The sequence below is a fragment of the Achromobacter xylosoxidans genome, from assembly GCF_002192695.1.
In the GTDB taxonomy this organism is placed as follows: Bacteria; Pseudomonadota; Gammaproteobacteria; order Burkholderiales; family Burkholderiaceae_B; genus Achromobacter; species Achromobacter xylosoxidans_C.
Genome location: NZ_MTLG01000075.1, coordinates 364,065 through 383,677, shown reverse-complemented (window position 1 = coordinate 383,677; position 19,613 = coordinate 364,065). Strand labels below are relative to the sequence as shown.

The 19,613-nt window shown below is 67.1% G+C and carries 16 protein-coding genes and 1 pseudogene; 10 read left to right on the top strand and 7 right to left on the bottom strand.

What is annotated here, in order from left to right; all coding sequences use genetic code 11:
* Nucleotides 1–6: 6 nt before the first annotated feature.
* On the bottom strand, nt 7–171 hold the full coding sequence (locus BRO63_RS34215) for a hypothetical protein (protein WP_179215114.1): 165 nt from the start codon (nt 169–171) through the stop codon (nt 7–9).
* Nucleotides 172–392: 221 nt separating this feature from the next.
* Nucleotides 393–1,325 carry a YicC/YloC family endoribonuclease gene (locus tag BRO63_RS15970; protein WP_088140690.1) on the bottom strand — a complete coding sequence of 311 codons (933 nt, stop codon included), beginning with the start codon at nt 1,323–1,325 and terminating at the stop codon, nt 393–395.
* Between the two features lie 181 nt (nt 1,326–1,506).
* Between BRO63_RS15970 and rph the strand changes: the two genes are divergently transcribed.
* Complete coding sequence (rph, locus tag BRO63_RS15965; RefSeq protein ID WP_088140689.1) at nt 1,507–2,241, top strand: ribonuclease PH; 735 nt, start codon at nt 1,507–1,509, stop codon at nt 2,239–2,241.
* 65 nt (nt 2,242–2,306) lie between these two features.
* On the opposite strand, the gene BRO63_RS15960 is transcribed toward rph, so the two are convergent.
* Both BRO63_RS15960 and BRO63_RS15955 read right to left on the bottom strand, forming a co-directional pair.
* On the bottom strand, nt 2,307–3,683 hold the full coding sequence (locus tag BRO63_RS15960) for an MmgE/PrpD family protein (RefSeq protein ID WP_088140688.1): 1,377 nt from the start codon (nt 3,681–3,683) through the stop codon (nt 2,307–2,309).
* A gap of 16 nt (nt 3,684–3,699) precedes the next feature.
* Nucleotides 3,700–4,860, bottom strand: coding sequence for an acyl-CoA dehydrogenase family protein (locus BRO63_RS15955; RefSeq protein WP_054454089.1), 1,161 nt, complete (start codon nt 4,858–4,860; stop codon nt 3,700–3,702).
* 170 nt (nt 4,861–5,030) lie between these two features.
* Here BRO63_RS15955 and BRO63_RS15950 point away from each other — a divergent pair.
* Nucleotides 5,031–6,506 (top strand): annotated as a pseudogene (locus BRO63_RS15950) (methyl-accepting chemotaxis protein); the annotation flags it as partial.
* Between the two features lie 150 nt (nt 6,507–6,656).
* On the opposite strand, the gene BRO63_RS15945 reads toward BRO63_RS15950, so the two are convergent.
* The gene (locus BRO63_RS15945; protein WP_373557779.1) at nt 6,657–8,510 is read right to left on the bottom strand and encodes an EAL domain-containing protein; all 1,854 of its coding nucleotides are present in this window, start codon (nt 8,508–8,510) and stop codon (nt 6,657–6,659) included.
* Nucleotides 8,511–8,717: 207 nt separating this feature from the next.
* On the opposite strand from BRO63_RS15945, the gene rdgB reads away from it, so the two are divergent.
* The 5 genes from rdgB to ntrC all read left to right on the top strand — a co-directional run bounded on the left by rdgB (nt 8,718) and on the right by ntrC (nt 14,936).
* Entirely contained in the window at nt 8,718–9,341 is a 624-nt protein-coding gene (gene rdgB, locus BRO63_RS15940) for an RdgB/HAM1 family non-canonical purine NTP pyrophosphatase (RefSeq protein ID WP_179215113.1), read from the top strand.
* Nucleotides 9,342–9,378: 37 nt separating this feature from the next.
* The gene (gene hemW, locus BRO63_RS15935; RefSeq protein WP_088140686.1) at nt 9,379–10,599 is read left to right on the top strand and encodes a radical SAM family heme chaperone HemW; all 1,221 of its coding nucleotides are present in this window, start codon (nt 9,379–9,381) and stop codon (nt 10,597–10,599) included.
* 183 nt (nt 10,600–10,782) lie between these two features.
* Nucleotides 10,783–12,195 carry a type I glutamate--ammonia ligase gene (gene glnA / locus BRO63_RS15930; RefSeq protein WP_088140685.1) on the top strand — a complete coding sequence of 471 codons (1,413 nt, stop codon included), beginning with the start codon at nt 10,783–10,785 and terminating at the stop codon, nt 12,193–12,195.
* 183 nt (nt 12,196–12,378) lie between these two features.
* Nucleotides 12,379–13,443, top strand: coding sequence for a nitrogen regulation protein NR(II) (gene glnL, locus BRO63_RS15925; RefSeq protein WP_088140684.1), 1,065 nt, complete (start codon nt 12,379–12,381; stop codon nt 13,441–13,443).
* Nucleotides 13,443–14,936: a nitrogen regulation protein NR(I) gene (gene ntrC, locus BRO63_RS15920; RefSeq protein WP_088140683.1), complete on the top strand. Its 1,494-nt coding sequence runs from the start codon at nt 13,443–13,445 to the stop codon at nt 14,934–14,936. The genes glnL and ntrC overlap by 1 nt, the downstream gene beginning before the upstream one ends.
* 18 nt (nt 14,937–14,954) lie before the next feature.
* Here ntrC and BRO63_RS15915 read toward each other — a convergent pair whose 3' ends face one another.
* A complete protein-coding gene (locus BRO63_RS15915) occupies nt 14,955–15,869 on the bottom strand; it encodes a LysR family transcriptional regulator (protein ID WP_179215112.1) in 915 nt (304 codons plus the stop codon).
* 171 nt (nt 15,870–16,040) lie between these two features.
* On the opposite strand from BRO63_RS15915, the gene BRO63_RS15910 reads away from it, so the two are divergent.
* From BRO63_RS15910 to BRO63_RS15900, 3 genes are all read left to right on the top strand, one after another.
* A complete protein-coding gene (locus BRO63_RS15910) occupies nt 16,041–16,739 on the top strand; it encodes a pirin family protein (protein WP_088140681.1) in 699 nt (232 codons plus the stop codon).
* 105 nt (nt 16,740–16,844) lie between these two features.
* A complete protein-coding gene (locus BRO63_RS15905; protein WP_088140680.1) occupies nt 16,845–17,750 on the top strand; it encodes a pirin family protein in 906 nt (301 codons plus the stop codon).
* A gap of 90 nt (nt 17,751–17,840) precedes the next feature.
* Nucleotides 17,841–18,818: a Bug family tripartite tricarboxylate transporter substrate binding protein gene (locus BRO63_RS15900; protein WP_088140679.1), complete on the top strand. Its 978-nt coding sequence runs from the start codon at nt 17,841–17,843 to the stop codon at nt 18,816–18,818.
* Between the two features lie 15 nt (nt 18,819–18,833).
* Here BRO63_RS15900 and BRO63_RS15895 read toward each other — a convergent pair whose 3' ends face one another.
* Nucleotides 18,834–19,610: an ABC transporter ATP-binding protein gene (locus BRO63_RS15895; protein WP_063959733.1), complete on the bottom strand. Its 777-nt coding sequence runs from the start codon at nt 19,608–19,610 to the stop codon at nt 18,834–18,836.
* Nucleotides 19,611–19,613 lie beyond the last annotated feature (3 nt).

Below are 19,613 nucleotides of genomic sequence, written 5' to 3'. Positions count from 1 at the left end.
CTAGTGTCAATCATGACTCACAGTTTTGCCGCTGCCAGGCTCTATTTGCGCATCCCGCTTTGCGGGTTCGATTTCGGGGATGATATGCACGCGCACCCCATTTGCCTCGCCCTTGGCGTGGGCGAGGGCTTCTTGTAGAGCTTGCCTGATATCGTCGAATGCGGTGCTCAAGGTACTTTCCGTCCACATAGATGTTGACCTAAAGGCGCGCCTCAGACGGCAAGCGCGGTAGCCGGCTATATCAACAGATGTGGACGGTTGTCCGGCCTCTCTCATTTCGAAAACCAGACGAAAAGCAGCCCTTACGTGCTGGATCATCCATCCAGCAGGTAAGGGCCGCCGTTTCTACGCCAGGATCCGGCGCCCACTCAGTGGCGCCGCCGCATATCCCGCTATTCGATGTTCTGCGCCTGTTCCCGCATCTGCTCGATCAGCAGCTTCAGGTCCATGGCGGCGCGGGTGACTTCCATGCTGCCGGCCTTGGAGCCCAGGGTGTTGGCTTCGCGGTTCATTTCCTGGAACAGGAAATCCAGGCGCTTGCCCGCGCTGCCGGCGTTCTTCTTGCCGGAGGCTTGCTTGCCTTCGCCGTCGCCCAGCAGGTGGCGCAGTTCTTCCAGGTGCGAGCGCAGGCGGGAGAGTTCCTCGGCCACGTCGATGCGCAGCGCGAACAGGTTGGCTTCCTGGGACAGGCGTTCCGACAGTTCCGCGCCGGAAATGTGGGTGAAGCCGCCGGGAAAGGCGGATTCCACGCTTTCGCGCAATTTGGAGGCCAGCTTGTCGCGGTGGTCGGCCAGCAACTGAGGCAGGTGCGCCTGCACCAGTTCGACGATGCGCGCCACGCCGTCGGCGCATTCGCGCATCATGCCGGCCAGGCGTTCGCCTTCGCGCGCCCGGCCTTCCTGCAGCTGGGTCAGCGCCTGCTGCGCGGCCTGCATGCAGGCCGCGCCCCAGACTTGCGGGTCGAGCGCGTCGTTGGCGCGCTGGCCGGGCCAGTTGAACAGTTCCACCAGGCGCGGGGCGGCGATGTCGGGGAGAATGCGGCGCGCGGCCTGCAACTGTTCGGCCAGGCTTTCGAGCCAGGCCGGTTCCAGCTTGGACAGGTCGGTGCTGGCGTTGCGCGTGTAGGAGACGCGGATTTCAACCTTGCCGCGCGCCAGGTTGGCGGTCAGCAGTTCGCGCAGCGGCGTTTCCACGTGGCGCAGTTCGTCGGGCAGGCGGAAGTAGAGGTCGAGGAAGCGGCTGTTGACGCTGCGGAATTCGAGCGCAAGCGTGCCTTGCTCGAGATCTGCGCGGGCGTTGCCGAAGGCGGTCATGCTGCGAATCATGATGTGCGTGTCCTGGTAATGCTTTTTATTGGGAACCGGTGGGGTCTGCGCGCCAGCCGGTTTTCGGCGCGGACCCTTCCATTTGTACCGGTTATATCGCGGCAGGATACTCCAAGCGGCGTTTTCCTGCGGCGCCACCCCGTACAATGCGGCGGATCTAAGCCACGTCTGGAGTTTGCCTGTGACCACCACCCCCGCCATCGCCCGTCCTTCGGGCCGCGCCGTCGACGAACTGCGGCCGTTCAGCCTGGAGCGCGGCTTTACGCGCTACGCCGAAGGTTCGGTGCTGGTGAAGGCCGGCAATACCCATGTGCTGTGCACGGCCAGCGTATTGGAGAAAGTACCGCCTTTTCTGAAGGGCAAGGGGGAAGGCTGGGTAACGGCTGAATACGGCATGTTGCCGCGCGCCACGCACACGCGCGGCGACCGCGAAGCCGCGCGCGGCAAGCAGAGCGGCCGCACCCAGGAAATCCAGCGCCTGATCGGCCGCAGTCTGCGCGCGGTGTTCGACATGAAGGCGTTGGGCGAGCGCACGCTGCATCTGGACTGCGACGTGCTGCAGGCCGATGGCGGCACGCGCTGCGCCAGCATTACCGGCGCCTGGGTGGCCGCGGCCGACGCCGTCGCGTTGCTGATGCAGCGCGGGGCTCTGGCCGCCAATCCGATTCGCGACGCGGTCGCGGCGGTGTCCGTCGGCCTGGTGCAGGGTCGCGCGGTGCTGGATCTGGACTACGAAGAGGATTCGGCCTGCGATGCCGACGTGAACGTGATCATGACCGGCAGCGGCGCGTTCGTCGAAGTGCAGGGCACCGGCGAGGGCGCGACCTTCACCCGCGCGGAACTGGACACGATGCTGGTGCTGGCCGAAAGCGGCATTGCCGGCCTGGTACGGTCGCAGCGCGCGGCGCTGGCCTGATCGGCGCCAAAAGAAACGGGTTGGACGCGCATGCCGCGGCCAACCCGTCGATCTTCCTGCTGGCTTTATTTCTGCGCCAGCAGCATCCCCAGCTTCTCCGCCTTTTCCAGATTCCAGATCGCGTCGATCAGGCCGCGCAGTTCCGGCTCGGTGGCCGCGTCCGCGTAGCGGCCCAGGCTTAGCGTCTTGTCCTCGATTTCCGCGCGGCTCAGGGTGTTGCCCGGATCGCCCTTGGGTTCGTCCACGCGCCCATGCAGCTTGCGGCCGTCGCGGGTGTAGACAGTGACCTTGCCGATCCAGCGCTGGGGGTAGGCGCCGTCGACCTCCGGGTCCAGCTCCATTTCGACCTTGCCGCGGAACGTGGCCACGCCCGGATCGTCCAGCCCGGCGTCGAACTCCGCCAAGCCGGCGCGGCCCTGGCGGGCGATCAGGGCCAGCACGGTACCCATCGAGAACTTGGACTGGTGCACGGTCTGCGGATTGACCACGGGACCCAGCACGTCGATGGCGCCCTGGTGCACGTGAGCCACGACGCGCTCGATGTCGGCTTCGGTCAGCTTGTTTTCGCGCAGCGCCTGTTGCAGCGCATCGGCGGCCGGGTGGGTGTGGCGGCAGGACGCGTGGAACTTGAACGAGGTCTCGGCCAGCGCCCAGCGCTCGCCCAGCCGGTCGCACAGGCGGCTCGGGTCGGCGTCCGTCGACATGCCCGCGGCCATGCCCTGCGGGCCTTCCAGGATGTGGCGCGCGCCGGTGAAGCCTTCGCGCGCCAGATAGGCGGCGGTGATGCCGTCGGCCGCGGCCTTGGCCGTGTGCAGCTGCTTGGAGTCGGCGGCGTCGCGCAGGAACTCCCAGAGGCCCGCGGCCTGCGTGCCGGCCGAACCCAGCGCGTGCAGCATTTCCTCGGGGGACAGGTTCAACAGCCGGCCCGTGGTGACGGCCGCGGCCAGCGTGCCGGCCGTGCCGGTGGTGTGGAAGATCTTGTAGTGCGAACGGCCCAGGAATTCGCCGACGCGGATCCCCACTTCGTAGCCCGCAACGGCGGCGACCAGCAGGTCGCGGCCCGAGCGGCCCAGCGCCTGGGCCACCGCCAGCGCCGGCGGGAACACCACGGCGGCGGGGTGGAACACCGAGCCGTTGTGCACGTCGTCCTGCTCCACCACATGGGCGGCCGCGGCGTTGACCATGGCGGCGAACAGCGGCGTGGTGCGGCGGCGGGTGATCAGGACTTCGCTGGGGCCGTCGGTCGGGCCCATGGCGGCGGCGTAGCGGTCGATGGCCTGCACCGCGCGGGCGGAGGCGCCCGCCAGGATGGAAGCCAGGCAGTCCAGCAGCAGGTCCTCGGCGCGGCGCAGCACCGGGGCCGGGATGTCTTCATAACGCAGGTTGGCGGCAAAGGCCGCGAGTTCGGCGCTTAGATGCGGGGTGTCTTTGGCTGCGGTCATTGATGTCGGGATCCGTTCAGAAGGAGCGGGGCAGGCCCAGGATGTGTTCGGCCACGTAGGACAGGATCAGGTTGGTCGAGATCGGCGCGACCTGATAGAGGCGGGTTTCGCGGAACTTGCGTTCGACATCGTATTCCGTGGCGAAGCCGAAGCCGCCGTGGAACTGCAGGCAGGCGTTGGCGGCTTCCCAGGACGCGTCGGCGGCCAGCAGCTTGGCCATGTTGGCCTGGGCGCCGCAGGGCTCGTGGGCGTCGAACAGGCGGCAGGCTTCGTAGCGCATCAAGCTGGCGGCTTCGACGTTGATGTGGGCGCGGGCGATGGGGAACTGCACGCCCTGGTTCTGGCCGATGGGGCGGCCGAACACCATGCGTTCCTTGGCGTAGGCGGTGACCTTGTCCACGAACCAGTAGCCGTCGCCGATGCACTCGGCCGCGATCAGGGTGCGTTCGGCGTTCAGGCCGTCCAGGATGTACTTGAAACCCTTGCCTTCCTCGCCGATCAGGTTTTCCTCGGGGATTTCCAGGTTGTCGAAGAACAGCTCGTTGGTCTCGTGGTTGACCATGTTGGGGATCGGCCGGATCGACATGCCGTGCTTTACCGCGTGATGCAGGTCCACCAGGAAGATGGACATGCCTTCGGACTTGCGCGTGACCTGGTCCAGCGGGGTGGTGCGCGCCAGCAGGATCATCAGGTCCGAGTGTTGCACGCGCGAGATCCAGACCTTCTGGCCGTTGATGACGTAGCGGTCGCCGCGCTTGACGGCGGTGGTCTTGATCTTGGTGGTGTCGGTGCCGGTGGTGGGCTCGGTCACGCCCATGGATTGCAGGCGCAGTTCGCCGGCGGCGATGCGCGGCAGGTACTCGCGCTTCTGGGCTTCGGAGCCGTGGCGCAGCAGCGTGCCCATGTTGTACATCTGGCCGTGGCAGGCGCCGGAGTTGCCGCCGCTGCGGTTGATTTCTTCCATGATGACCGACGCTTCGGTCAGGCCCAGGCCGGAGCCGCCGTATTCCTGCGGGATCAGCGCGGCCAGCCAGCCGGCTTCGGTCAGCGCGCGGACGAAGGCTTCGGGATAGCCGCGTTCTTCATCGACCTTGCGGAAGTACTCGGAGGGGAACTGGGCGCAGAGGTCGCGTACGGCTTCGCGGATGTCCTGATAGGCGTGGGAGGCGTTGGTCATGATGCGGTTTTCTGTATGGGTAATGGTTCGGTGCAGCGTTGAATGTGCCGTAAGCCGCCGCCCGTGCCAATTCACAATTGCTTAATACGGGGTTCGGTTTCATGACGGGAGTTTGTCATCCTGGCGCCGGGGTTGTGTCAAGAAATTGCCAAACTGGGTGTCCATAATCCATGCGAACGCCGCCGCTGGCGGCAGGTTTTGTATGGACTGATATGCGGAAAAACATCAGGGTCACGACGGCGTTGTCGGCCATTCTTGCGTTGTTCGTGGTGCTGTTCGCGCTGGCGGCGGCGGGGGCGATCACGGTGCTGCGGGAAAACCGGGCGGACATCGAAGCGCTGGGCCGGGGCAGCATCGAACGGGCCGGCGACCTGGCGGACATGACCAGCCGGCTGTTCCAGGCGCGCGCGGCGCTGACGGATGCCAAGACGGCGATGGAAGGCGGCCTGGAAGAGGCGCGCAACGAGTCGCTGGCCCATGCCGAGGCGCTGTTCAAGCAGGCCGCGGCCAGCCTGGAGCGGCTGCGCGCCAATCCCGACGCCAGCGCCGCCGGCGCGCCCTTGTTCGACGGGGTGCTGGCAGCGTACGCCGCCTTTGCGGACAAGACGCTGGCGCCCATGCATGCGGCGATCAAGGGCTGGAACGGCATCGAGGTGAACCGGCTGGTGGACAAGGTGTTGCCGGCCAGCGGCGGGGCCTACGTCAAGCAGGCCGATGCCTACCAGACCTACGCCCGCGACCAGGGGCAGGCGGCGGTGGCCAGCGCCAGCTTCACGTTGGAACGCGTGATCGCGGTGGCGGCGGGCGTGCTGGCGCTGGTGCTAATCTTGGCCGTGCTGATCCGGCTGGCGTTCCGCCGCAGCATCCTGCGGCCGCTGAATGAAGCAGGGGCGCATTTCGACCGCATCGCCGACGGCGACCTGACGGGCGCGATCGCCATGCGCGGCGACAACGAGATCGGCGTCCTGTACAGCGCCATGCGGCGCATGCAGACGGGCTTGTCGGCGGCCGTCGCCTCGGTGCGCCAGGGCGTCGAGGAAATCCATGCCGGTTCGGGCGAGATCGCCGCGGGCGGCGCGGACATGTCGGACCGTACCGCGCGCCAGGCCGGTTCGCTGCAGGAAGCTTCGGCCAACATGATGCAGCTGGCGCACACGGTGCAGCTGACCGCGGGCAACGCCGACCTGGCCAGCCGCCAGGCGCTGGGCGCGACGCAGCTGGCGCAGCGCGGCGGAGCGGCGGTCGACGAGGTGGTGCAAAGCATGCAGGGCATCGCCGAGAGCGCCCGCCGCATCGGCGAGATCGTCGGCGTGGTCGACAGCATTGCCTTCCAGACCAATATCCTGGCGCTCAACGCCGCCGTGGAAGCGGCGCGCGCGGGCGAGCAGGGCAAGGGCTTTGCCGTGGTGGCGGGCGAGGTGCGCTCGCTGGCCCAGCGCAGCGCGCAGGCCGCCCGCGAGATCAAGGGCTTGATCGAGGATTCCGCCGCCCGCGTCGAAACGGGCGTGCGCCAGGTCAGCCTGGCCGGCGACACCATGCGCGACATGGTGCAATCAGTGGACCGGGTGACGCAGATCGTGGCCGAGATTTCCAGCGCCACGGCCGAACAGGCCGCCGGCATCGCGTCGGTGAACCACGCGGTGGCGGACATCGAGCGCTCGACGCAGGAGAATGCCGCCATGGTGGAGCAGACCGCCGCCGCGGCGGCCGCGCTGGAGGCCCAGGCGCAGGGCTTGCGCCGGGCGGTGGCGGTGTTCCAGATTGCCCAGCCGGCCCATGGCGCGGCCGGGCAGGGTTCAGCTGTCGAGCTGCGGCAGGATGCCGCCGGTGTAGCGCTCGGCCACCAGCGACAGGTTCCCGTGCTTGACCTTGTGCTTGACATGGGCGGCGGCCGACGCGATGTCCTCCGGGCGGATGCGCTCGCATAGGGAAGGCGTGACGGTGAGGGCGCCGACCCCCAGCGTCACGAAGGGAAAGAAGCGGGGCACGCCGTAGCGGTCCTCGGCTTCGATCCCGCCGTTGCGGCGGCCTTCGTCGTCATACAGGTCCATGGCGCGGTCGTTGAACTCCGCGATGATGCGGCGGGTGCGCTCCATCCAGTCGGGGCTGCGCAGCAGCACCACGAAGTCGTCACCGCCTACATGGCCGACGAAGTCGCGCTGCGGATCGCAATGGCGCTTGATGACTTCGGCGGTCAGCATGATCATGTCGTCGCCGCGCCAGTAGCCGTAGACGTCGTTGAAGGGCTTGAAGTTGTTCAGGTCGCCATAGCAGATGGTGAAGTCGTCGGCATCTTCGAGCAGCGTGGCGATGTGGCGGCTGATGGGGATGTTGCCGGGCAGCGAGGTCAGCGGATTGGCGTAGCGCGCCGCCTCGATGCGCATCTCGGTGACCGAGCGCACCAAGGTTTCGCCCGTGGCCAGGCCGTCGTAGCGGCCTTCGCGCGTGATGATCAGGCCGTCCATCAGATAGCGCTGGTCTTCCGAAATCAGCACGTGGCTCAACTGGTCGATGGAAACGTTCAGGTCCACCAGCACCGGTTCGGCATTCATGAAGGTGGAGCAGGCGTCGCGCCCGAACAGCTCGCGCGTGTAGCGCTGGGCGTAATGTTCCGAGAAATCGCGCCGGTTGATGATGCCGACCGGGCGGTTGTCGTCGTCCACCACGGCCACCGCGTGCATGTCCTTGTGTTCGATGAACAGCCGGTGCACGTCGTCATTGGTGTGCCCGCTCAGCTGCGCCGCCGGCGCTTCGACGCGCAGGCTGGCCGCGGTGCCGCCCAGGCCGCGCTGGGGCGGGGCGGCGGGAGGGCGCTGGCGCAGCGAATCGCGCAGCGGCGGCGCCAACTCGGTCAGCAGTATTTCTTCCGGCCTGCCCAGCAGCCAGCCTTGCGCGTAGCGGATGTCCAGCTCGCGCACCATGGCCAGATCCTCGGCGGTTTCTATGCCTTCGGCGACGATGGTGGTACCCAGGTGCTGCGCCACCTTAAGGATGGCGCGCACCATGTTCTGCTTGCGCTCGTCCTGGCCGATGCCGTCGAAGAAATAGCGGTCGATCTTGACCAGGTCCGGCTGCATTTCGGCCCAGAGCTGCAGATTGGAGTTGCCGACGCCGTAGTCGTCCAGCGCGACGCGCATGCCATGGGCGCGCAGGCAGGCGAACGCGCTGGAAAGTTCGGCCATGTGCTCGGACAGCGGATCCTGTTCGGTGAGTTCGACGATGATGCTGGACGGCGCGAGCGAGCAATTCTTGAGCAGGCGCTGGGGCATTTCATCGCCCCACAAGGTCCAGTAGTGCAGCAGCGCCGAGCCGGAGAGGTTGAGAAACAGCATGCCGGCCGGGTCGTGCTGGTGAAAGCCCTGGGCGCCGGCGCGGAAACTGGCCAGCTCCAGTTGCGGATGCAGGCCCTGGCGGCGGGCCTCGGCGAACAGCGCGTCGGGAAAGTGCAGGGCCGTGTCGGCGGGGCCGCGGATCAGGCTTTCATGGCCATAGATGCGGCTGTGCGAAAGGTCGACCACGGGCTGGAAGCGCGGGCGCAGCAGCCGTTCGCGGAGGATTCCGGCCAGGCTCACGTGCGCTGACGCGCTGTCCGGGGTAGATGAGGGCGCGCGGGCCGCTACCGGCCGGGGCAAAGCGTGAATGGAGTTCATCGCCGGTGCGTTCAGATACTATCAGTGACAAGTTTGATCATATTGACAAGAAAATATGTCTGCGTTGTTTCGCTGAAGACAGGCGCGCCATCTTCAATTAGGGGCCATAACACTGTCAACCCCGATCGCAGGCATATCCTTCCAAGGCGCGGGGGCATCGCGCCCCGACGGCGCCGCATCCGGCCCGCGCCCTATACAATTTGCCCCATGACTGCTCCCAAGATTCCCGATTCCCTGCGCCGTGTCGTGCTGGCCTCCAACAACGCCGGCAAGCTGCGCGAGTTTTCCGCCCTGTTCGCGCCCCTGGGCATCGAACTCGTGCCCCAAGGCGAGCTGGGGGTGCCCGAAGCCGAAGAACCGCACGTCACCTTCGTCGAGAACGCGCTGGCCAAGGCCCGCCACGCCAGCCGCCTGACCGGCCTGCCGGCTTTGGCCGACGACTCCGGCCTGTGCGTGGCGGCGCTGGACGGCGCGCCCGGCGTGTATTCCGCGCGCTACGCCCAGATGCTCGGCGGCCAAAAATCCGACCAGGCCAACAATGAACTGCTGGTGCGCAATCTGGCTGGCGTGGCCGACCGCAGCGCCTGGTACGTGGCGGTGTTGGCGCTGGTGCGCGCCGAGAACGATCCGCGGCCCCTCATTGGCGAAGGCCTGTGGCATGGCGAGATCATCGACCAGCCCGAAGGCGCCAACGGCTTTGGCTACGATCCGCATTTCTACCTGCCCGACCAGGCCCTGACCGCCGCGGCTCTGGAACCCGAGGAAAAGAACCGGCTGAGCCACCGCGCCCGCGCGCTGCGCGAACTGTTGAGCAAGCTGAGCCAGGCTTGACGAGGGCGCCGCGCGGCGCCCCGTTCAGGAATTACGCATGTCCATCATCATTCCCATCCGCAACGACATGGGCGCGCAGCCGTCGCGCCTGAAGCTGCCGGCCGGCGCCACGCTGACCAGCCTGCCGCCGCTGTCCGTCTACGTGCACGTGCCCTGGTGCGTGCGCAAATGCCCTTATTGCGACTTCAATTCCCACGCGGCGCCGGGCGAAATCCCGGAGCGCGCCTATCTGGATGCCCTGCGCAGCGACCTGGAGCAGGCGCTGCCGTCGATCTGGGGGCGGCAGGTGGTGTCGGTCTTCATCGGCGGCGGCACGCCCAGCCTGCTGTCGTCCGAAGGCCTGGACGAGCTGCTGGCGATGCTGCGCGCCTGTCTGAACCTGTGGCCCGACGCCGAGATCACCATGGAAGCCAACCCGGGCACGGCCGAGGCCGGGCGTTTCCGCGACTATGCCGCCAGCGGCGTGACGCGGTTCTCGCTGGGGATCCAGAGTTTTGACGATGCGCAGTTGAAGAAGCTGGGCCGCATCCACGACAGCGCGCAGGCGAGGGCGGCGATCGAGATGGCGCAACGGGCCGTCCCGCGCGTCAACCTGGACATGATGTTCGCCTTGCCCGGCCAGACCTTGGAGGCCTGTGTGGCCGATCTGCGGCAGGCCGTGGCTTTCGGCACCGAGCATCTGTCGCTCTATCACCTGACGATGGAGCCCAATACCGTCTTCGCCAAGTTCCCGCCCGAGGACCTGCCCGACGACGACACCAGCGCCGCCATGCAGGACGCGGTGGAAGCCGAGCTGGCAGGCGCCGGCCTGGCGCGCTACGAGGTCTCGGCCTATGCCAAGCCCGGCGCGCGCTGCCGCCACAACCTGAACTACTGGGAGTTCGGCGACTACCTGGGCCTGGGCCCGGGGGCGCACGGCAAGCTGTCCTTTCATGACCGGATCGTGCGCGAAGCGCGGTTGCGCGGCCCGGACTCCTGGATGCAGGCCGCCATGGCTCGCGACGGCAGCCACATCGCCGAAAGCCGCCAGGTCGGTCCGGACGAACTGCCGTTCGAATTCATGTTGAACGCCCTGCGGCTGAAGGATGGCGTCGCCGCCACTGCCTTCAATGAGCGCACTGGCCTGTCCCTGGCCGCCATTGCGCACCAATTGGAGGCAGCTTCCAAGCGCGGCCTGTTGGACGCCGATCCGACCCGTCTGCGGGCGACCCCGCTGGGCTGGAGATTCCTCAATGACCTGCAGGAAATGTTCCTGTAGCGTTGATGCACCATAGTGGGGCAATCATGCCCCACTATTTGCACCATGATGGTGCTACATTTTCCCATGATCGAGCCGACTTCCCCGGGGAATCCCGGAGAAGAAACCTGGCACGCTTATTGCTTCCCTCTTTTATGCCAGTCGACGGCACAGCCCTCGACCTTTTTATCTAATGGAGATGACATGGCAAGCCCGAAAGATGTCCTGAAACAGATCGCCGACAACGAAGTCAAATTCGTGGATTTCCGCTTTACCGATACGATTGGCCGTGAGCACCACGTTTCCGTGCCGATCAGCCAGATCGACGAAGACAAGCTGGAAAGCGGGCAGGCCTTCGACGGTTCGTCGATCCCGGGCTGGAAGGGCATCGAAGCCTCCGACATGCTGCTCATCCCCGACCTGTCCACCGCCAATCTGGATCCGTTCCGCGAAGAGCCGACCATGATCCTGTCGTGCGACGTGGTCGAACCGTCGGACCTGAAGGGCTATGACCGCGACCCGCGTTCGCTGGCCAAGCGCGCCGAAGCCTACCTCAAGTCCTCCGGCCTGGGCGACACCGCCTACTTCGGTCCGGAACCCGAATTCTTCGTCTTCGACGGCGTGACCTGGAACAGCGACATGTCCGGCACCTTCGTCAAGATCAAGTCCGAAGAAGCGCCCTGGTCCTCGGGCCTGGAATTCGAAGGCGGCAACACCGGCCACCGTCCCACCGTCAAGGGCGGCTACTTCCCCGTGCCCCCGGTCGACTCCTTCCAGGACATGCGTTCGGAAATGTGCCTGCTGATGGAACAGATGGGCGTGCCGGTCGAAGTGCACCACCATGAAGTGGCCGGCGCCGGCCAGCTCGAAATCGGCACCAAGTTCAGCACGCTGGTGCAGCGCGCCGACTGGACCCAGATCGTCAAGTACGTGATCCACAACGTGGCCCACGCCTACGGCAAGACCGCCACCTTCATGCCCAAGCCCATCGTCGGCGACAACGGCTCCGGCATGCACGTCCACCAGTCCATCTGGAAGGACGGCCAGAACCTGTTCGCGGGCAACGGCTACGCCGGCCTGTCGGAATTCGCGCTGTACTACATCGGCGGCATCATCAAGCACGCCCGCGCGCTGAACGCCATCACCAACCCGGGCACCAACTCGTACAAGCGCCTGGTTCCGCACTACGAAGCTCCCGTGAAGCTGGCTTACTCGGCCCGCAACCGTTCGGCCTCGATCCGCATTCCGTACGTCGGCAACCCGAAGGGCCGCCGCGTCGAAGCGCGTTTCCCGGACCCCCTGGCCAACCCGTACCTGGCTTTCTCGGCCCTGATGATGGCCGGCCTGGACGGCGTGCAGAACAAGATTCACCCCGGCGATCCCGCCGACAAGAACCTGTACGACCTGCCGCCGGAAGAAGACGCGAAGATCCCGACCGTCTGCGCCTCGCTGGAACAGGCCCTGGAAGCCCTGGACAACGATCGCGAGTTCCTGACCCGCGGCGGCGTGTTCAGCAACGACATGCTCAGCGCCTACATCGACCTGAAGATGGCGGATGTGAACCGTCTGCGCATGACGCCGCACCCGGTCGAGTTCGACATGTACTACAGCCTCTGATGTCCTGAGGCAGTAGCTGGAGGTGGCGCGATGCCGCAGGCAGAAACCAGGGCCCGCAGCACGCGCACCGCCAGATCGCGGTTCGACGTGCTGCCGGCCAGGCGCCATGCCCGGCCGGCAGGGCGCCGGCTTCCGGCGCGGCCGTCGCGTTCCGCCGTCCCCTCACATTCGGGTATGTAGAAAATGAATGTAGAAGCTCTCGATTTGCTAGCCACGTCCGTTTTCCTGGTCAACGAACGCGGTCATATCGAATACGCCAATGCGGCCGCCGAAGATCTGTTCGGCCGCTCGCGCAAGCAACTGGGCGGCCATTCCGCCGCCACGCTGTTCGACAGTCCGGAAAACATCCAATCCTCCATCGATCGCGCCGCCGCCGGACGCTATGCCGACGTCAGGCAACTGGCCTCGTTGCGCCGCGCCGCCGAATCCGTGGAAGTGTCCGTGACGACCGTCGGACTGACGGGCCAGCGCTGGCCCGTGCTGATAGAAACCCGCGAGATCGAGCAGCGCGTGCTGGCCGACCGCAACCACAGGCTGGTTGACGAGATCGAAGCCCACCGCGAACTGCTGCGCAACCTTGCGCATGAAGTCAAGAATCCCCTGGGCGGCCTGCGCGGCGCCGCGCAATTGCTCGAAGCCGAGCTGCCCAGCGCGGCGCTGGCCGAGTACACCCAGGTCATCATTTCCGAAGCCGACCGCCTGCAGGCGCTGGTGGACCGCCTGAGCGGCCCGCAACGTGTGCCGCTGAACGCGCGGCCGGTCAACATCCATGAGATCTGCGAACGCGTCTGCGCGCTGATCCAGGCCGAGTTCCGCAACGACGTCACGCTGCTGCGCGACTACGACGCCTCGGTGCCAGACCTGAAGGGCGACGCCGCCCGCCTGATGCAGGCCGTCCTGAACGTGGCGCGCAACGCCGCGCAGGAACTGGTTGCGCGGCCGCCGGGGCCGCGAACCGAGCCCGGCGTGGTCACGCTGCGCACGCGCGTGGCGCGGCAGGTGATGCTGGCCCACCGGCAGCACCGCCTGGCGCTGGTGCTATCCATCATCGACAACGGTCCCGGCGTGCCGGACCAGATCCGCGACCGCATCTTCCATCCGCTGGTCACGGCCCGCGCCGGGGGCACCGGGCTGGGCCTGAGCCTGGCGCAGGACTTCGTGCAGCAGCACGGCGGCATCATCGAATTTGAATCCCGGCCCGGGCGCACCGAGTTCCGCCTGGTCCTTCCGATGGAGCCTGCACACTGATGAAACCCGTATGGATCGTCGATGATGACCAGGCCATCCGCTGGGTCCTGGAAAAGGCCCTGGCCCGCGCCGGGGTCCCCACCCGCAGCTTTTCCCAATCCGCCGACGTGCTGGAAGCGCTGTCGCGCGAAGCGCCCGCCGCGCTGGTGTCCGATATCCGCATGCCTGGCGGCAATGGCCTGGAGCTGCTGCGCCAACTGAAGGAGCGCAATCCCGGCCTGCCGGTCATCGTCATGACCGCGTTCGCCGACCTGGACAGCACCGTGTCCGCCTTCCAGGGCGGCGCCTTCGACTACCTGGCCAAGCCGTTCGACGTGAACGAGGCGGTGGCGCTGATCCAGCGCGCCATGCAGGAATCCGCCGAGCCCGAAGATGCCGAAGGGCAGGGCGAGTCGGCGCAGAACAACGAGCGCTGGATGATGACGCAGTCCGCGTCCACCGCCATGCAGGAAGTGTTCCGCGCGATCGGCCGGCTGGCGCAGTCCAAGGTCACCGTGCTGATCACCGGCGAGTCCGGCACCGGCAAGGAGCTGGTGGCGCGCGCCTTGCACGGCCATGGCGTGCGCGCCGGCGGCCCCTTCGTGGCGCTGAATGCGGCGGCCATCCCGCGCGATCTGCTGGAGGCCGAGCTGTTCGGCCACGAACGCGGCGCGTTCACGGGCGCCAACAACCTGCGCCGCGGCCGCTTCGAGGAAGCGCACGGCGGCACGCTGTTCCTGGACGAAATCGGCGACATGCCGATCGAATTGCAGACGCGCCTGTTGCGCGTGCTGGCCGAGGGCAGTTTCTACCGCGTCGGCGGCGCGCAGCCGGTGCGCGTCGACGTGCGCATCGTCGCCGCCACCCACCAGCCGCTGGAGCAGCGCGTGGAGCAGGGCTTGTTCCGCGAGGACTTGTTCCACCGCCTGAACGTGATCCGGCTGCGCCTGCCGCCCTTGCGCGAACGGGTGGAAGACATCCCGGCGCTGGCCGGGCACTTCCTGACCGCCAGCGCCCGCGCGCTGGGGGTGCCGGTCAAGCGCCTGACGCCGGAAGCGCTGGCCGTGCTGTCCAAGTTCGACTTTCCGGGCAACGTGCGCCAACTGGAGAACTTCTGCCACTGGCTGACGGTGATGGCGCCTGGCCAGACGGTGGAGCGCGCCGACCTGCCGCCGGAAATCCGCGCCATGGAGCATCAGCAGCAGCCCAGTCTGGCGCTGGTGCGTCCCGCCGCGCCCATGGCTGGCGTGGGTACGGTGGTGCAGTCCGCGGCGCCATTGGAAGAGGGCTCGCCGCGCAACTGGCAGGATTCCCTGCTGCGCGATGCGCAGTACCGGCTGGAACGCGGCGAACCCGCGGTCATGGCCACGCTCACGCGCCAGTTCGAGAAGATCCTGTTGCAAAGCGCGCTGGACGCCAGCCGCGGCCGCCGCGTGGAAGCCGCCAGCCGCCTGGGCATAGGGCGCAACACCATCACGCGCAAGCTGCGCGAGCTGGGCATCGAGGACGAATAAGGCGCGCGGCGGCGCGCCTTATCCCATCCCCAAGAGGCTCTCGCACAGGCGCGGCGATTTCAGTTTCTGCAGCCACCATTTCAAGGCTTCGCCGGGCGGCTCGGAGCGCCAGGCGTAGGTCAGGTGTTCGGTCAGCGACATGCCTTCGTCGGTCTCGCACACCACCAGCACGCCTTGCGCCAGATAGGGCGCGGCCAGCGTCAGCGGCAGGTAGCCGCAGCCCAGGCCGCGCACCTGGGCGTCGATCTTGGCCTGCATGGTAGGCATGACCAGGGTGGGTTGTTCGGCCAGGATGCCGCGCGTCTGCGGCGCCAGGTTGCGCGACGTGTCCGCCACCACCACCGCGCAGTAGCGTGTGATGTCGGCCCGGCTCAAGGGCTGCGGCAGCGACGCCAGCGGATGGTGCGCGGCCACGCAGAAGCCGAATTGTGATTGGCCCATGGCTTGCGAGCGATAGGGGCCGGTCGGCTCGCCCGCCGCGCCCGCGCCGATGACCAGGTCGGCTCGCCCGGACGTCAGGGCGTCCCAGTTGCCGCTCAGCACCTCGCTGGAAAAGCGCAGCGTGGTGGCGCTGCCCAGCGCCTGGAAATCCTCGATCAGGTCGTACAGCGGCCGCCACGGCAGCACCGCGCTGACCGCGATGCGCAGTTCCACTTCCCAGCCCGTGGCGATGCGCTTGACGCGGCAGGCCAGGTCGTCCAGCGATTGCAGCACGTGGCGGCCTTCCTTCAGCAGCGTTTCGCCCGCCGGCGTCAGCAGCGCGCGGTGCCCGGAGCGGTCGAACAGCAACACGTCCAGGCCATCTTCCAGCTTGCGGATGGAATAGGTGACGGCCGAGGGCACCTTGCCCAGTTCGCGGGCGGCCTTGGCAAAGCTGCCGTGGCGCGCGATGGCGTCCACGAGGATCAGCAGTTCAGGGGTGATGGCTTGCATGGTCGTGTCCGATACGATCATTCAAAAAATTTGAATGATTTCGTCAAAATATAGCGCCAAACAAGCCGGCCTGCACGCGCACAATATCACTCATGCCGGTGGTGCAGCAGCTTCCCGCGAAACGACAGCAAGGCTGCACAACCATTCACATTATTGCAACAGGAGTCCGCAATGCTTACCACTCGCCGCGCTGCTGAACGGGGTCATGCCAACCACGGATGGCTGGACTCGTTCCACACCTTTTCCTTCGCCAACTACTACGACCCTGCCCACATGGGCTTCGGCGCCCTGCGCGTGATCAATGACGACCGCATCGCGGCGGGCCGCGGCTTCGGCACGCACGGCCATCGCGACATGGAGATCATCACCTACGTGCTGGACGGCGCGATCGCCCACAAGGACAGCATGGGCAGCGGCTCGACCATCCAGCCCGGCAACGTCCAGCGCATGAGCGCCGGCCGCGGCGTGATGCACTCCGAGTTCAATCCGCTGGCGGACCGCGAAACGCACATGCTGCAGATCTGGATCGAGCCCGACGTCACTGGCATTGCGCCCGAGTACGAAGAGCGCAGCTTCAGCGACGAACAAAAGCGCGGCCGGCTGCAAGCGCTGGTGTCGCCGGACGGCGCCGATGGCTCGATGAAGATCCATCAGGATGCGCGCCTGTATGGCGGGCTGTTCGATGGCGCCGAATCGGCCGCCCTGGATCTGGCCGCCGGCCGCCGCGCCTGGGTGCACGTGGCCCGCGGCAGCTTGACGGTCAACGGCGTTGAACTGTCGGCCGGCGACGCGCTCGCCATCACCGGCGAACCCCGCGTCGAGCTGTCGGGCGGCAAGCAGGCCGAAGTCCTGGTGTTCGACCTGGCGTAATGCGCCAAGGCGGGCGGACTGAACCAGTCCGCCCGCCGCTGTTTTTTCCATGCAGGCGGCAGGCCTTAAGATGGTCCTAGTCCCCACAACCCGGAGAGTCCGATCATGTCCACCTTGTCCGAAGCCGGCGAAAGCCAGATTGAAGCCGTCGTGGTGCCGCGCACCAGCGACCTGGGCGGCTTTTCCGTGCGCCGCGCCATCCCGTCGGCGCAGCGCCGCACCGTCGGGCCGTTCGTCTTCCTGGACCACATGGGTCCGGTCGAGTTTGCCGCCGGTACGGGCATAGACGTGCGCCCGCATCCGCATATCGGCCTGTCCACCGTGACCTATCTGTACGAAGGGTCCATGGTGCATCGCGACGGCGCGGGCAACACGCAGACCATCCTGCCCGGCGAGGTCAACTGGATGACCGCCGGCCGCGGCATCGTGCATTCCGAGCGCTCCTCGCCCGAAAGCCGCCAGGCCGCGCAGCGCCTCTGTGGCCTGCAGATCTGGGTGGGGCTGCCCAAGGAGCACGAAGAAACCGATCCGGGCTTCACCCACTACGGTCTGGATGCGCAGCCGGTCATCGAAGGCGAGGGCGTGCGCGCCCAAGTGGTGGCGGGTTCGCTGTTCGGCAAGACGTCTTCGGTGAAGACGCTGTCGCCGCTGTTCTACGGCGATCTGCAATTGCAGGCGGGCGCGACCACGGTGCTGCCGGCCGAGCACGAAGAGCGCGCCGCCTATCTGGCGCAAGGCACGGTCGAGATCGATGGCCAGGAATTCGAAAGCGGGCGCCTGGTCGTGTTCGCGCCGGGCCGCCCCGTGCAGATCCGCGCCAAGACTGCGGCGCGCTTTGCCGTGATCGGCGGCGAACCTCTGGATGGCCCGCGCTTCGTGTGGTGGAACTTCGTGTCCAGCAACAAGGACCGCATCGAACAGGCCAAGCAGGACTGGCAGCGCAGCCGCTTCGACCAGGTCGTGCCGGGCGACGAGACCGAGTACATCCCGCTGCCCGAGCCGCGCGCCTGAGCCGGCACGCAAGCCGGCCGCGCGCAATCGCCGCGCGGCCGGCGGTATGATGCGCCTCCGACCCCAACAACAAAACGGGATGGAGACATCATGCATCGCTACACATTCAACGCGCTGCGCGGCCTGGCCGCGCTGGCGCTGATCCAGGGCGCTTCGGCGGCGCTTGCCGCCGGCTATCCGGCCAAGCCCATCACCTTCATCGTGCCTTACACCGCAGGTGGCACCACCGACCTGGTGGCGCGCACCGCTGGCCAGAAGGTGGCGGAAAAACTGGGCCAGCCCGTCATAGTCGAAAACCGTCCCGGCGCGGGCGGCAATATCGGCATGGACGCCGTGGCCAAGGCCGCGCCCGACGGCTACACCATCGGCTTCGGCGCGATTTCCACGAACGCCCTGAATCCCTTCGTCTATCCGTCCATGCCCTTCGATCCCACCAAGGATTTCACGGGCGTCAGCATGCTGGGCGCGTCCACCGTGGTGTTGGAAGTCGGTCCGGCCTTGAAGGTCGACAGCGTCAAGGACCTGGTCGCCTACGCCAAGCAGCATCCGGGCACCTCGTTCGGCACGCCGGGCACCGGCACCTCCATGCATCTGGCCGGCGTGATGTTCGACCAGCTGACCGGCGCCGGCATGCAGCACATTCCGTACAAGGGCAGCGCGCAGGGCCTGAACGACCTGCTGGGCGGGCATCTGCCGGTGATGTTCGACAATCTGCCGGCATCGCTGCCGCACATCAAGGCCGGCAAGGTGCACGCGCTGGCGGTGACGGGCAGCAAGCGCGCGCCCGCCTTGCCGGACGTGCCGACGCTGGCCGAGCTGGGCTACGAGGCCGCGGTGGTGGATCCGTGGTTCGCGGTCTATGGCCCCGCGAAGATGTCGCCGGAGGTGACCAAGGCGTTGAGCGAAGCCTTCCAATGGGCGCTGGCCCTGCCTGAAGTGAAGGCCAAGCTGGAACAGGCCGGCTTCATGCCCTATGGTTCCACGCCGCAGGAAGTGGAGCGCCTGACCCAGAGCCAGCACGAGGCCTTCAAGGCCCTGTCGCAGAAAGTGAAGCTGTCGGCCGACTGAGCGGCCGGAGCAAGCTCAGCGGCCGCGGGCGTAGGCTTGCTCGCGCCGCTCTTCCAGCGCTTCGCGGCGGATGAAATCGCGCACGAAGTCGCTGGCGGGATGATGGTGCAGGTTGTAGGGCGTGTCCCACTGCGCGATGCTGCCCTTGGACATGACGCCGATGCGGTCGGCGATGGCGAAGGCTTCGGCCTGGTTGTGCGTGACCAGGATGGCCGTATGGCCGGTGGTCTTGAGGATGTCGCGCACCTCGAAGGCCAGGCGTTCGCGCGTGTCCACGTCCAGGTTCGAGAACGGCTCGTCCAGCAGCAGCAGGTCGGGCGAGGGCGCCAGCGCGCGCGCCAGCGCCACGCGCTGCTGCTGGCCGCCGGAGATCTCGTGCGGATAGCTGTTGGCGGCATGGGCCAGGCCCACCAGTTCCAGCATCTCTTCGACGCGGCGCGCGCGCTCCGGGCGCGCCATCTTGCGCAGGCCGAAGGCCACGTTCAGCGCCACCGTCAGGTGCGGGAACAGCGCATAGTCCTGGAACATCATGCCCACCCGGCGATGCTCGGGCGCGACCTGCACGGCGGGCGAGGAAATGACCGTGCCGTCCAGCAGGATGCGTCCGGCCCGCACCGGCTCGAAGCCGGCGATGGCGCGCAGCACCGTGGTCTTGCCGCAGCCGGACTCGCCCAGCAGGCAGCCGATATGGCCCACGGGCAGCCCCAGCGTCAGGTCCTGCACCACGGGCTTGAGTCCCGCCGGGGTGTCGTAGGCGAGGGAAAGGTGATCGAGTTCTAACAGATCGGGCACGAT

What these genes read in the sequence shown, in the direction of transcription:
- BRO63_RS15970 (WP_088140690.1), bottom strand. Translation starts at nt 1,325, where the DNA reads ATGATTCGCAGCATGACCGCCTTCGGCAACGCCCGCGCAGATCTCGAG.
- hemW (WP_088140686.1), top strand. Translation starts at nt 9,379, where the DNA reads ATGTCCATCATCATTCCCATCCGCAACGACATGGGCGCGCAGCCGTCG.
- BRO63_RS15910 (WP_088140681.1), top strand. Translation starts at nt 16,041, where the DNA reads ATGCTTACCACTCGCCGCGCTGCTGAACGGGGTCATGCCAACCACGGA.
- BRO63_RS15905 (WP_088140680.1), top strand. Translation starts at nt 16,845, where the DNA reads ATGTCCACCTTGTCCGAAGCCGGCGAAAGCCAGATTGAAGCCGTCGTG.
- rdgB (WP_179215113.1), top strand. Translation starts at nt 8,718, where the DNA reads ATGACTGCTCCCAAGATTCCCGATTCCCTGCGCCGTGTCGTGCTGGCC.
- glnA (WP_088140685.1), top strand. Translation starts at nt 10,783, where the DNA reads ATGGCAAGCCCGAAAGATGTCCTGAAACAGATCGCCGACAACGAAGTC.
- BRO63_RS15900 (WP_088140679.1), top strand. Translation starts at nt 17,841, where the DNA reads ATGCATCGCTACACATTCAACGCGCTGCGCGGCCTGGCCGCGCTGGCG.
- BRO63_RS15960 (WP_088140688.1), bottom strand. Translation starts at nt 3,683, where the DNA reads ATGACCGCAGCCAAAGACACCCCGCATCTAAGCGCCGAACTCGCGGCC.
- BRO63_RS15915 (WP_179215112.1), bottom strand. Translation starts at nt 15,869, where the DNA reads ATGCAAGCCATCACCCCTGAACTGCTGATCCTCGTGGACGCCATCGCG.
- ntrC (WP_088140683.1), top strand. Translation starts at nt 13,443, where the DNA reads ATGAAACCCGTATGGATCGTCGATGATGACCAGGCCATCCGCTGGGTC.
- BRO63_RS15955 (WP_054454089.1), bottom strand. Translation starts at nt 4,860, where the DNA reads ATGACCAACGCCTCCCACGCCTATCAGGACATCCGCGAAGCCGTACGC.
- glnL (WP_088140684.1), top strand. Translation starts at nt 12,379, where the DNA reads ATGAATGTAGAAGCTCTCGATTTGCTAGCCACGTCCGTTTTCCTGGTC.
- BRO63_RS15945 (WP_373557779.1), bottom strand. Translation starts at nt 8,510, where the DNA reads ATGAACTCCATTCACGCTTTGCCCCGGCCGGTAGCGGCCCGCGCGCCC.